General features: G+C 68.2%; 12 protein-coding genes. 11 read left to right on the top strand and 1 reads right to left on the bottom strand.

The features are described 5' to 3' along the window. Window positions 1-28 precede the first annotated feature (28 nt). From HV793_RS27315 to HV793_RS27295, 5 genes are all read left to right on the top strand, one after another. Window positions 29-1012: a tripartite tricarboxylate transporter substrate binding protein gene (locus HV793_RS27315; RefSeq protein WP_175214240.1), complete on the top strand. Its 984-nt coding sequence runs from the start codon at window positions 29-31 to the stop codon at window positions 1010-1012. Window positions 1013-1218: 206 nt separating this feature from the next. After that, a complete protein-coding gene (locus HV793_RS27310) occupies window positions 1219-2454 on the top strand; it encodes a CaiB/BaiF CoA transferase family protein (RefSeq protein WP_175214239.1) in 1236 nt (411 codons plus the stop codon). Then, a complete protein-coding gene (locus tag HV793_RS27305; RefSeq protein WP_175161839.1) occupies window positions 2447-3232 on the top strand; it encodes a crotonase/enoyl-CoA hydratase family protein in 786 nt (261 codons plus the stop codon). Before HV793_RS27310 ends, HV793_RS27305 begins: the two co-directional genes overlap by 8 nt. 70 nt (window positions 3233-3302) lie before the next feature. Continuing rightward, window positions 3303-4283, top strand: a complete 981-nt coding sequence (locus HV793_RS27300) for a Bug family tripartite tricarboxylate transporter substrate binding protein (protein WP_175214238.1) — start codon at window positions 3303-3305, stop codon at window positions 4281-4283. Between the two features lie 63 nt (window positions 4284-4346). Next, entirely contained in the window at window positions 4347-5318 is a 972-nt protein-coding gene (locus HV793_RS27295; protein WP_175214237.1) for a Bug family tripartite tricarboxylate transporter substrate binding protein, read from the top strand. Between the two features lie 16 nt (window positions 5319-5334). Here the strand turns inward: HV793_RS27295 and HV793_RS27290 are convergent, their stop codons facing one another. Further along, complete coding sequence (locus HV793_RS27290) at window positions 5335-6252, bottom strand: LysR family transcriptional regulator (protein ID WP_175161845.1); 918 nt, start codon at window positions 6250-6252, stop codon at window positions 5335-5337. A 199-nt stretch (window positions 6253-6451) separates the two neighbouring features. Here HV793_RS27290 and HV793_RS27285 point away from each other — a divergent pair, with 199 nt between their 5' ends. From HV793_RS27285 to HV793_RS27260, 6 genes are all read left to right on the top strand, one after another. After that, on the top strand, window positions 6452-7612 hold the full coding sequence (locus HV793_RS27285) for an acyl-CoA dehydrogenase family protein (RefSeq protein ID WP_175214236.1): 1161 nt from the start codon (window positions 6452-6454) through the stop codon (window positions 7610-7612). Between the two features lie 27 nt (window positions 7613-7639). Further along, window positions 7640-8689 (top strand): acyl-CoA dehydrogenase family protein, encoded by a 1050-nt coding sequence (locus tag HV793_RS27280; protein WP_175214235.1) that lies wholly within the window; start codon window positions 7640-7642, stop codon window positions 8687-8689. Window positions 8690-8749: 60 nt separating this feature from the next. Then, window positions 8750-9946, top strand: coding sequence for a thiolase family protein (locus tag HV793_RS27275; protein ID WP_175161851.1), 1197 nt, complete (start codon window positions 8750-8752; stop codon window positions 9944-9946). A gap of 41 nt (window positions 9947-9987) precedes the next feature. Next, window positions 9988-11118, top strand: coding sequence for a CaiB/BaiF CoA transferase family protein (locus tag HV793_RS27270; protein ID WP_175161853.1), 1131 nt, complete (start codon window positions 9988-9990; stop codon window positions 11116-11118). Between the two features lie 179 nt (window positions 11119-11297). Next, window positions 11298-11813, top strand: coding sequence for a sigma-70 family RNA polymerase sigma factor (locus HV793_RS27265; protein ID WP_175214234.1), 516 nt, complete (start codon window positions 11298-11300; stop codon window positions 11811-11813). Then, complete coding sequence (locus tag HV793_RS27260; protein WP_175214233.1) at window positions 11810-12769, top strand: FecR domain-containing protein; 960 nt, start codon at window positions 11810-11812, stop codon at window positions 12767-12769. The genes HV793_RS27265 and HV793_RS27260 overlap by 4 nt, the downstream gene beginning before the upstream one ends. Window positions 12770-12843 lie beyond the last annotated feature (74 nt).

Genomic DNA, 12843 nt, shown 5'->3' with positions numbered 1-12843 from the left:
GGCCACAAGAACCCGAGGAGACGAAACCATGTCCGTTGCCAGAACCGCGTGGCGCGCTGCAGTGCTCGCCTGCGCCGCACTGCTTGCTTCGATGCCGGCCGCAGGAGCCGGAGCCGATGCCTATCCTTCACGGCCCATACGCTTCATCGTGCCCATCGGACCCGGCAGCAGCGGCGATACGATGACGCGCACCTTCGCCGAGCACCTGCGCAAAGTGGCGGGCCAGTCCACACTGGTGGAGAACCGGCCCGGCGCCGAACTCTCGCTAGGCACCCAGGTGGCGCTGAGCGCGCCAGCCGACGGCTACACCGTGGTGTTGATCAGCCCCAGCGCGACAGTGATCAACCCATTGTTTGTAAAAGACTTGCCGTATCGCCCCGAGGATCTGCTGCCGATGATCAACGTGACCCGGCACGTGGCAGTGCTGGTCGCATCGGTGAGTTCGCCATACAAGAACCTGGGCGACGTCGTCGCGGCAGCCCGCCGCGACAAGGGCGGTGTCAGCCTGGCCACCTACGGCAACAGCTATCGCCTGGGCGCGCTCGACCTGGCCAGCCGCGCGGGCGTGGATTTCAACCATGTCCCATACAAGGGCGCCGCGCAGGCAGTGGCGGACGTGGTGGGGGGCTCGGTGGATCTGGCGTTGATAGACATCGCCGGCGCCGCGCCCCTGGTCGCCTCGGGGAAAATCCGGGCGCTGGCCGTAGCCGGAGACCAGCGTCATCCGCTGTTGCCCGACGTGGCGACCGTGCAGGAATCGGGCTATCCCGGCTACTCCCTGTACATTTTCATAGGCTTCGCCATACACGCCAAGACGCCTCCGGCGATAGCCGGCAAGCTTGAAGACATGATGCGACAGGTCATGGACGATCCGGCGCTGCGGGCGCAACTGGCCCAGCAGAGCGGTGGCGAAGTGGTGGGGATTGGGAGCAAGGAATTCTCCCGGGAAATTCAGGCCGAAAAGTTGCGGTACGGGGAGTTGGCGCGCACGGTCGGCGGCGCGCTGCCCTGAACTAGGGCCGGCTCGGCCGCGATCTCCCGCCAATATCCTGGATGTATCGGCTGACCCAAATATAGTATTTCCGGCGCTTGCAGTTCTTACCTAGGATGTCCAGCAAGACATTCTGGAATGGGAGCTGTCATGTTCGAAGGTGGTGTTTGCAGGATATCCGGGCCGCGCGGGATGCGCGTGCGGGCGGGGCGTTCGGGGTGCAGGGCATGAGTGGCCCGTTGGAAGGCGTGCGCATCCTGGATGTCACCACGGTGCTGATGGGCCCCTACGCCACGCAGATACTGGGAGACCTGGGCGCGGACGTGGTCAAGGTCGAACCTCCGGCCGGCGACAACGTGCGCGGCATCGGCCCGGCGCGGCATCCTGGCATGGGCGGAATCTTTCTGCACGCCAACCGCAGCAAGCGCAGCGTCGTGCTGGACTTGAAGCGGCCCGCCGGCCGCGACGCGCTGCTGAAGCTGGCGGCGACCTGCGACGTCCTGATCTACAACGTGCGGCCCCAGGCCATGGCGCGGCTGGGGCTGTCTTATCAGGAGCTGGCGCAGGTCAATCCGGCGATCCTGTATGTGGGCGTCTACGGCTACGATCAGCGGGGGCCCTATGCGGCGCGCGCCGCCTACGACGACCTGATCCAGGGCGCGGTGGCCATCCCGGCGCTGTCGGTCCAGGCTGGCAGTGAAACACCTCGGTACGCGCCCAGCGCCATTGCCGACCGCATCGTGGGCATCAGCGCGGCCAACGCGGTCAGCGCCGGCCTATACCACCGGGCCCGGACAGGACAGGGGCAGGCCATCGATGTGCCCATGTTCGAGACCATGGCGCAATTGATTCTGGGCGATCACATGGCAGGCCAGTCCTTCGAGCCGCCCTTGGGCCCTCCCGGCTATCCGCGCATCCTGAACGCGGACCGGCGCCCCTATGCCACGCTGGACGGGCATATCTGCGTGTTGATCTACGCGGACAAGCAATGGGCGGCATTCTTCGAATTGATCGGCCAGCCTGGGCGCGAGTCCACCGACCCGTGGTTCCGCGACATAGGGACTCGCACCCAGCACATCCATGCGATCTATCGCCTGGTGTCGGACGAGATCGCCAAGCGCACGACCGCGCAATGGCTCGAGGCGTTTGAGGCGGCGGATATTCCGGCCATGCCCATGCACACGGTGGAGTCGCTGCTGCGCGATCCACAATTGGAAGCTGTCGGGTTCTTCAACACGGTCGAGCATCCCAGCGAGGGCAAGCTGCGCACGATGGCGGTGCCGTCGCGCTGGTCCGGCACGCCGCCCGACCCCTCGCGGCATGCGCCGCGGCTGGGCGAACACAGCGTCGAGGTGCTGAAGGAGGCCGGCTACCCGGATGAAGCCATTGCCACGCTGCTAAGGGATGGCGTGACCTTGACGGCGACCAACGATGCCGCAGTGACCGGAGCTGCCCATGACTGATTTCCTGAAACTCGAGCGCCATGGGGCCGTGCTGCTCCTGACCATGGACCGCGCGGCTACACGTAACGCGCTGTCCGATCCCGACGCGATCGACGCGCTTGTGGACGTCTGCGCCGAGGTCAACGCGGACATGTCGGTGCGCGCCGTGGTGCTGACCGGCGCGCACGGCGTGTTCTCTTCCGGCGGCAATCTCAAGACCTTGTCCGCAGCCGTCGGCGCCGGCCTGGGCGAGCCGGTGCGCAGCCGGCAGGCCTACCGCGATGGCATCCAGCGCGTGCCGCTGGCTCTGTGCAATCTGGAAGTGCCGACGATAGCGGCGGTCAACGGGCCGGCCATCGGCGCGGGCTGCGACCTGGCCTGCATGTGCGACATGCGTCTGGCCGCCGAGGAGGCGCGCTTCGCCGAGAGCTTCGTCAAGCTGGGCCTGACGCCGGGAGACGGCGGCGCCTGGCTGCTGCCGCGGGTGGTCGGCATGTCGCGCGCGTGCGAGCTGGCGTTTACCGGCCGTAGCGTCGACGCCGCCCAGGCGCTCGACATGGGCTTGGTTTCGCAGGTGCTCAGCCAGGAGGCGCTGCTGCCGGCCGCCATGGCCCTGGCACAGGAGATTGCCCAGCATTCCGGCCATGCGCTGCGTCTGACCAAGCGCTTGCTGCGCGAAGGCCAGCACACCCGGCTGGATACCCTATTGGAATTATCGGCCGGCTTCCAGGCGTTGGCGCACCACACGCAAGAGCACGCCAGCGCACTGGACGCATACCTGGACAAGACGCGCGGCTGAGGCTTGCGCCCTGGCCACGGCAGCCTCGCCGACGCGCAACCGACAACGAGGCGACATAAGGAGGAGATCCATGGAGACAAAAAGAAGAACGCTGGTGGCCGCTTTAGGCGCGCTGGCTGGCCTGCCGCTGGCGCGCGCCGTCGCCAATCCCGCGGCGTGGCCGGCGCAGCCCTTGCGGCTGATCCTGCCTTACGCGGCGGGCGGTCCGACCGATGTGCTGGCCCGGGCCGTGGCGCAGCACGTGGCGCGGCAACTGGACCAGCCCGTGGTCGTCGAGAACAAGACCGGCGCCAGCGGCAACATCGCTGGCGAAACCGTGGCGCGCGCGCGGCCCGACGGATACACCCTGCTATATCACTCGTCGGGCCTGGCTATCAGCCCGGCGCTGTACCGGCAGCTGCCCTATGACCCATTGTGCGATTTCGCGCCGGTGGGGCTGACGGCCTCGATCCCGTTGGTGCTGATGACGACCAATGCCTTGCCGCCCAGGGACACCAGCGAATTCATCGCCTACCTCAAGGCGCGTCCCGATGCGCTCAGCTATGGCACTGGCGGCGTCGGCAACATCACGCATTTGAGCGTGGCGCTGTTCCTGCATGCCACCGGCACGCGCGCCGTGGGCATTCCCTTCAAGGGCACCAATCCGGCCATGGTGGCGATGCTGGGCGGCCAGGTGCAGTTCATGGTGGACGCGATCAGCTCGGCGCTGCCTTATATCCGTGACGGCAGGGTCAAGGCGCTGGCCGTGACCGGCGCCGAACGGTCGCCCGCGTTGCCGCAGGTGCCGACGCTGCGCGAAGCCGGCTTGCAGGACCTTACGATGAGTACTTGGCAAGGCGTGCTGGCGCCGGCTGCCACGCCGCAGCCGGTGATCCAGCGCCTGAACCAGGCGGTGGCCGCGGCGGTGCGCGATCCGGCCATCGCCGGACCGTTTACGGCGCAGGGGGTAGACCTGCGCAGTTCCTCGCCCGCCGAGTTCCAGGCTTATCTGGGGCAGGAGGTCCGGCGCTGGGGCGACGCGGTCAGGTTGGCAGGCATACAGCCTGAATGAATATGGCAAACGCCATGGCCGCGAGGCCATGACTATGAATGGAACAGCCTTGCGGAGACAAGTATGAATATCAGGACCCTGGCCATGACGGCGATGCTGGGCGCGGCGCTGGCGCTGGGCGGCAACGCCCGCGCCGCGGAAAAGTATCCCTCGCATCCGGTGAAGATCATCGTCTCGCTGCCGCCCGGCAGCGGCGCCGACACCACGGCGCGATTCCTGTCCAAACATCTGGCCGAGCAGTTCGGACAGCCGTTCATCGTCGAGAACCGGCCGGGCGCCAACAGCTTCATCGCCGCCCAGGCGGTGGCGACCGCCGCGCCGGATGGCTACACGATGTTCGTGGCCAGCAATTCGCCCATGACGACCAACGCCGCCGTCTTCAAGCACCTGCCCTATGACGCGATCAAGGATTTTTCGCCGGTCGCGCCCATCGCGCGTTTTCCCATGGCGCTGGTGGTGCCGGCCAACTCGCCATACCGCAACGTGGCGGACCTGGTATCGGCCGCCAGGGAAGCGCCCGGCAAGCTGAACTTCGCGAGCGGAACCGCGACCTATCAGGTGGTGCTGGAGCTGTTCCATGAGCAGAACGGGATCAAGGCCACGCACGTGCCGTACAAGGGCACGTCGGCCGCCCTGGCGGATCTGGCGGGCGGCGTGGTGCAGTACAGCCTGGCCGACGTCAGCGCCGCGCTGCCGCTGATACGCGGCGGCAAGCTGAGGCCGCTGGCAGTGACCAGCGCGAAGCGCATCAAGGACCTGCCGGACGTGCCTACGATGCAGGAGAGCGGCACCAAGGGCTACGAGGCCTATGCCTGGACGGCCGCGTTCTTTCCCGCGAAGGTCGATCCCGCCATCGTGGCGCGCGTGTCGGATGCAGTGCAGGCGCTGGTGCGCAGCGACGAGGGCCGCGCGTTCATGGCCAATCTGGGCGGCGAGTCGTTTGTCGGCGGCCCCGAGACGCTCGCGGCCTTCCAGAAGGACGAGCTCGAGTCCATGCGGCGCATCGCCAAGCTGGCCAATATCCAGCAGGAGTAGACGCGTCCAGGCCCCGTCATTCGGGGGCCGCGACCGTGGGCGCCGGCCGCATCAGGCGGCAGGCCATCTCGACGAAATTGGCGGTGGTAGGGGTGGCATTGTCCGGGTGCACTGCCAGGGCGATGCCCACCTTGATGGTTTCGGCCAGCTGCGAAACATTGACCAGGCGCACATTGCTGCCCGCTTGCCGGCGGGCCACCGCCGGCACGATGGCCACGCCCAGCCCGCTTTCGACCAGGCTCAGGATGGTCTGCACCTGGATCGCTTCTTGCGCAATGCGCGGCACTACGCCTGCCTGCTGGAAGGCATACATGACCAGCGCGTGCATGCCCGGAACATGCGTGCGCGAATAGCCGATGAACGGCTCATCCGCCAGTTCGCTCAACGCGACGTCCTCGCGCTGCGCGTGGCGGCTGCCCGCTGGCACTGCCAGCATCAGATGATCGGGTTGCAGCAAGGTGATGCGAGCGGCCGTGGGTTCGAGCACAGGGAATCGAACTAGCGCCACGTCCAGCGTGTGCGCGTCCAGCCGGCGCAGCAGATCGACGGTGGTGGACTCCTCGATGATCAGGTCGACGCGCGGGTAGTCCTTGCGGAATTCCGACAGCAGCCGCGGCATCAGCGAGTAGGTGGACGAGCCGACAAAGCCCACCTTCAGGACACCTTGTTCGCCGCTGGCACCTTCCCTCGCCGCGCGGCGGATCTCCTCGGCATAGAACAGAGTGGTACGTGCATACCGCAGCACAACCTGGCCTGCTGGCGTGGGCTGCAGGCCGGCCGGCAGCCTATCGAAAAGCTGTACGCCGAGCTCTTGTTCAAGCTTCTTGATCGCGGTCGACAGTGGCGGCTGTGCCATGTGCAGCCGCTCGGCGGCCCGATGGAAGTTGAGTGTTTCGGACAGGACCAACAGCTGCTTGAGCTGGCGTAGCTCCACGGGCGCCTCCCTTGATGCGCCGGGCTCGCGATATTTGTGATGTATTGCCCGGTCCACATCTAATATTAGACCGTGATGTGCCCCCCGTGTAGATTGCCATGAAGCCCGCGCGCTCCGCCGCGGGCCGGGTTTGCACGGCACTTTCGCAAATTGGAATGCGCGCGGCGGCGCCGTGACGCCGCGCGTTCCGGGGATCACATTGGGCGCTATCAACGAGGCACTGCAGCTTGCCGCGATTCCTGCGCAGGATGAGGCGTTGCGTCCGTCAGTGCGCGCCTTTCTGCGCGAGGCGCTGAAGGACATGCCGGCGGACCTACGGGCGCGCTCCTGGATGGGCTATGACGCGGAGTTCAGCCGCGCGCTGGCGAGGCAGGGATGGCTGGGCCTGACCTTGCCCGCCGCCTATGGCGGCGCGCAACGCAGCAATTTCGCCCGCTTCGTGTTGAGCGAGGAGCTGCTCGCGGCGGGAGCGCCGGTGTCGGCGCATTGGATCGCCGATCGCCAGACCGCGCCATTGATTCTGCGTTACGGCTCGCAGGCGCAGCGCGACTTCTACCTGCCGCGCATCATCCGGGGCGAAGCCTTCTTCGCCATTGGCATGAGCGAGCCCGATACCGGATCCGACCTCGCCAGCGTGCGCACGCGCGCTACCCCTGATGGCGACGGCTGGCTGCTCAACGGCCGCAAGATCTGGACCACCAACGCCCACCGCTCGCATTACATGTGCGCGCTGGTACGCACCTCGGGCGTGCCGGAAGACCGGCACAAAGGGCTGTCGCAGATGATCTTCGACCTGTCCTTGCCCGGCATTGAAATTCGTCCGATCCGCGACATCGCGGGAGATGCGCATTTCTGTGAAGTCCTGTTCGACAACGTCCGCTTGCCGCGCGATGCGCTGGTAGGCGAAGAGGGCAGCGGCTGGCGGCAGGTCACGGCTGAACTGGCGCTGGAACGCAGCGGTCCGGAGCGGATCTATTCCAGCATGGTGCTGATGGACGGCTGGCTCGCGCATCTGCGCCGGGCTTCCTCGCCGGACGAGGCGCAGATCCGCCTGGCGGGGCGCTTGGCCGGGCGGCTGACGGTGCTGCGGGCCATGTCGCTGGCGGTGACGCAGCGCCTGAACGAAGGGGCCGACGCCAGTCTTGCGGCCGTGCTGGTGAAGGACCTGGGTACGGAGTTCGAACAGGCCGTGCCCGAATGGATAGGCCAGGCCTTGCGCGCGAACGCCAATGCGGCGCCTGACGAGACGCTTGCCCGCACGCTGGCCTACCTGACCCTGATCAATCCGACCTTTTCACTGCGCGGCGGCACCCGCCATATCCTGCGCGGCATCATCGCGCGCGAGCTAGGCCTGCGCTAAGGCCCATCGAACACTGAAGGAGGGCCCATGCCGGCATCCATGCAGCAAGACCTGTACGACGAATTTGCGCGCGCCCTGGCTGGCTTGTGTCCGCTGGAGCGGGTCCGCGAGATCGAGGCGGCCGGCGAGGGCGCTGGGGCGGACAATCTCGTCGCCGATACGTGGCGGGACATCGATGCGCTCGGTTACGTGGACGCGTTGACGCCCGCGGAACTGGGCGGCGCAGGACTGTCGCTGGAGGACGCCGAGGGTTTGCTGCGTGCGGCGGGCGCCCTGGCGCTGCCTTACCCGCTGGCCGACACCATGCTCGCGCGCGCCTTGTTGCGCACCAGCGGCCAGACCGTGCCCGAAGGGCCCATCGCCCTGGCCCGAGCGCTGCCGGGGCCGCGCGGCCTGCGTTGCGTCCAGACGCCAGGAGCCGGACTGGCGCGCACCCTGTTGGTCCAGCGCGATGACGGCCTGTTGCTGGTGGCCGCGCCCGCCGCGTCGGACCCCGGCTTGTTCCGGCCGCGCGCGAGCGCCGCGCCCGAATGGGCGGGCTCACCGGCGGTCCTTGGCCGCATCGCCTTGCCGGACGACGCCGTGCGGGCCTGGCGTGACGCCGCCGACGCCGCCGGAATAGCCGGCGCGATGCAGGCGGTGCTCGATCGCTGCGTCGCCTTTGTAGGCGAGCGCCAGCAGTTCGGCAAAGCGCTGGGGCGCTTCCAGGCGATCCAGCAAGAGATCAGCATGCTCGCGGAGCAGGTGGCATCCACCGCCATGGCAGCACGGCTGGCATGCGCCAGCGGGGCCCTGTTTCCCGACGCCACGCTTGCGGCCTGCGCGCGGCTGCGGGCAGGCGAAGCCATTCCACTGGTGTGCGCCCTGGCGCACGCAATACACGGTGCAATCGGGATCACCGAAGAGCTGGCCCTGGGCATATACACCACGCGGCTGCATGAGTGGCGCGCCACCGGCACGAGCGAAGACGAGTGCGCCAGCCTGATCGGCAGGCAACTGCTGGCCGGCGACAGCCCGACCTTGCTGGACTTCGTGCGCGGCGTCATGTCGGCTGTGCCGGCGCGCGTTGCCGCGTAGCGCAAGGCGGACCGACAGCCGCGCATTCTTCGAACTCCCTTGCAATCGAGGTATCGACTCATGTCCAACCATTCAGATCCCGTCGTCATCGTCGGCGCGCAGCGCACGCCCATTGGCGCTTTTCAGGGAGCCTTGTCGCACTACACCGCGCCCGAGCTGGGCGCTCATGCGCTGGCTGCCGCAATCCGTCAGGCGGGTCTGGCACCCGATGCCGCCCAGGAGGCATTGATGGGCTGCTGCCTGTTCGCCGGACTGGGGCAGGCGCCCGCGCGCCAGGCCGTGCTGGGCGCGGGGCTGCCAATCACGGTGCAGGCGACCACGCTAAGCAAGATGTGCGGCTCGGGCATGAAGGCCGTAACCCTGGCGCACGACATCTTGAGCGCCGGATCGGCGGACCTGGTGCTGGCCGGCGGGATGGAGTCGATGAGCAACGCGCCGCACCTGATACCCAGGGCGCGGCAGGGATACCGGCTGGGCGATGGGCAATTGCTGGACCATATGTACCGCGATGGCCTGCAGGACGCCTACGAAGGCCATCTGATGGGGCACTACGCCGATCTGGCGGCGCGCGAGCACGGTTTCAGCCGCGCCCAACAGGATATCTATGCGGAACAGAGCGTATTGCGGGCTCAGGGCAGCATCGCCTCCGGGGCTTTCGCGGCGGAGATTGCGCCCATCGCGGCGCGGAATCGCCGCGGCGTGGCGCCAGGCGCGCTCGTTGTCGACGACGAGACGCCGGGCCTTTGCGACGCGACGCGGCTGGCCGGTCTGAAGCCGGTGTTCTCCACGGACGGCACGGTCACGGCCGGCAACGCGTCCTCGATCTCGGATGGTGCGGCCGCGCTGGCGCTGACGCGCCAAAGCCATGTGGCGGCGCTGGGACTGACGCCGCGCGCGCGTATCGTCGGACATGCCGCCGCAGCGCTGGCGCCGGGACAGTTCCCGGTCGCCCCGGTGCACGCTATCGCGCGTCTGCTCGACCGGGTGGGCTGGAGTCGCGACTCGGTGGACCTGTACGAGATCAACGAAGCCTTCGCGGTGGTTGCCCTGATCGCGCTGCGCGACCTGGGCCTGCCCGCCGAGCGGGTCAACGTCGAAGGGGGCGCCTGCGCGTTGGGGCATCCCGTGGGCGCGACCGGCGCGCGCATCATCGTCACGCTGCTGCACTCGCTCGAGCGGCGCGGCCTGCGCCGCGGCGTGGCCAGCCTGTGCCTGGGCGGAGGCGAAGCCACGGCCATCGCCATTGAATTGTGTTGATCCGGCGGCACATGCGCCGCCATGCATGGGGAGACGAACACATGGGACCTTTGGCTGGAATCAGGATCATCGAGCTGGCCGGCATCGGTCCGGGACCGATGGCGGCCATGCTGCTGGCCGACATGGGCGCGACCGTCCTGCGGATCGAACGCAAGGAGCCCGCCGACCTGGGGGTCAAGCGCGAGCTGAAGTACAACCTGCTGCTGCGCAGCCGGCGTTCCATCGCGCTGGACCTGAAGGACCCGCGCGCCGTCGCCCTGGTGCTGCGGTTGCTGCGCAAGGCCGACGGGCTGATCGAAGGATTCCGTCCCGGCGTGACCGAGCGGCTGGGCCTGGGGCCGCAAGCCTGCCTGGCGGAGAACCCCCGGCTGGTCTACGGCCGCATCACCGGCTGGGGGCAGGACGGCCCGCTGGCGCAAGTGGCCGGACATGACATCAACTACATCGCCGTCACCGGCGTGCTGGACGCCATCGGCCGCGCAGGCCAGCCGCCCACGCCGCCGCTCGCGCTGGTGGGCGATTTCGGCGGCGGCGGCCCCTATCTCGCATTGGGCATGCTGGCCGCCATCATCGAAGCGCGCCAGTCCGGGCAGGGCCAGGTGGTGGATGCCGCCGTGATGGACGGCGTGGCCTCGATGGCAACGGCGTTCTACGGCCTGGCCGCGTCGGGCGCATGGCAGTCCCAACGGGGCAGCAACATCCTCGATTCGGGCGCGCCGTTCTATGACGTGTACCCATGCGCCGACGGCCTATGGCTTTCGGTCGGCCCGATAGAACGCCGCTTCCACGAGCTGCTGCTGCGGCAGTTGGGCCTGGACGACAATGCCATCCGCGAACTGGGGGACCACCAGGACAGGAACACGTGGCCCCGTTTGCGGACGGTGCTGGCTGCGGCCTTCGCCCAGCGCAGTCGCGACGACTGGTGCGAAAGGCTGGCACATCTGGATGTATGCGTGGCGCCCGTGCAGACGCTGAGGGACGCCGCCATGCATCCGCAGGTCAGGGCGCGCGGCACGCTGCTGGAGGTGGACGGCATCACGCAGCCCGCGCCGGCTCCGCGCTTCAGCAGGACGCCCAGCGCCAGGCCGACGGCGCCGCAGCCGCCGGATGCCGAGGCTTTGAAAGATTGGCTGGATCCGGAGGACTTCGAGGCATACGGCAAAGCGCTTTGAAAGCGGCCGCCGCTGGCCGCGAGCTGGCGCAGGCTCCCAGTCCAATCCGGTTTCGTTCGCTCGATCGGCCGCGCCGGCCGGGGCCGTGCGATCGGAAACCGTGGATTGCCGGAGGGCGGATTTGTGGTGATAATTGCGATTAATTCCCATTATCGAAGTAATCCGACCACGTCCTCGCCATGCCTCCCCCCGACCCGACTTCCGCCGTCGCCGTGCAGCGCATCTACGACGCGCATCACGGCTGGCTGTTCGGCTGGCTGCGCCGGCGGCTGGGCAACAGCGCCGACGCCGCCGACCTGGCCCAGGACACGTTTGTCGGGTTGCTGAGCAGCTATCGCCGGCGCGCCATGCCGGAGTTGCAGGAGCCGCGCGCCTACCTGACCACCATCGCCAAGCGCTTGATGGTGGACCTGTACCGGCGCCATGCGCTGGAGCAGGCCTACCTCGACGCCCTCGCGGCCATACCGGCGCGGCATGCGCCGTCGGAAGAGCAGCGCCTGATGGTGCTGCAGACGCTGCGCGAGGTGGACGCCTTGCTGGCGGCCCTGCCGGACAAGGCCCGGATCGCATTCCTGCTGTCGCAACTCGACGGCCTGACGTACGAGCAGATCGGCGTCGAGATGGGGGTGAGCGTGCGCACGGTCAAGCGCTACATGGCCGAGGCCTTCAAGCATTGCATTCTGGCGGCGTCATGACGGCAGCGACGGACGCCATCGATCCGAAGATCGCGGGCGAAGCCGCGGATTGGCTGGTGCGGTTGCATTCGGGGCGCTTCTCCGATGCGGACAAGCTGGCCTGTGAGCGTTGGCGCCAACGCAGCCCCGAGCACGACCGCGCCTGGACCCGGGCGCAGGCTGTCCTGGCCAAGTTCGGCGGCTTGCCGCCGGGGCTGGGGCGGGCCGCCATGAACGCGGACGCGACGCGGCGCGCGGGTCTGCGGGTGCTGGCGGGACTGATCGTGGGGGTGCCGGCGGGCTGGCTGGCATGGCGCACGGCGCCCTGGCAGAGCTGGACGGCGGACTACGCCACCAGCAGTGGCGAACGCCGGCAGTTCCAGCTGCCGGACGGCAGCGTGCTGGCGCTCAATACCGCCTCGGCGGTGGACCTGGACTATTCGGCGGAACAACGTCTGGTGCTGCTGCGGGAGGGCGAAATCCTGCTGCGTTCGGCCCATGCGGCGCCGCCGGACCCTCGGCCGCTGCGGGTGCGCACCGCCGAAGGCAGCGTGCAGGCCTTGGGCACGTACTTCGGCGTGCGGCAACTGGATGCGCGCAGCCGGGTCGCGGTGATCGAAGGGCAGGTGCGGCTGCAACCGCGTGCGGCGGCGGCGGCGGGCGTCGTGCTGGCGGCAGGGCAATGCGTCGAGTTTTCGGACCGTGAAGTCCTGGCGCCTCGCGCCTATGTCCATCCGCCGCAAGCCTGGCTGGATGGCGTGCTTTATGCGGACGACATGAGGCTGGCCGACTTCCTGAAGGAGCTGGCGCGCTATCGCCCGGGCCTGTTGCGCTGCGATCCGGCGGTGGCCGATCTGCGCATCTCGGGCGGGTTCCAGGTGGATGACACCGATGCGGTGCTGCTGGCGGTGTCGCGCAGCCTGCCGGTGCGGGTGGTTTCGCGCAGCCGCTACTGGGTCAGCGTGGTGCCGGCCTGACCGTGGCGCGCGGATTTTTGGCCCCTTTTTTCGCTTCGTCCGACAAGTCCATATAGCACCTTCGCTCGTACTTC

The sequence above is a fragment of the Achromobacter aegrifaciens genome, from assembly GCF_902859965.1.
Lineage (GTDB): Bacteria > Pseudomonadota > Gammaproteobacteria > Burkholderiales > Burkholderiaceae_B > Achromobacter > Achromobacter aegrifaciens.
Note: the sequence above shows the minus strand (reverse complement) of the source record. Positions and strands in the feature narration are given on the sequence as shown.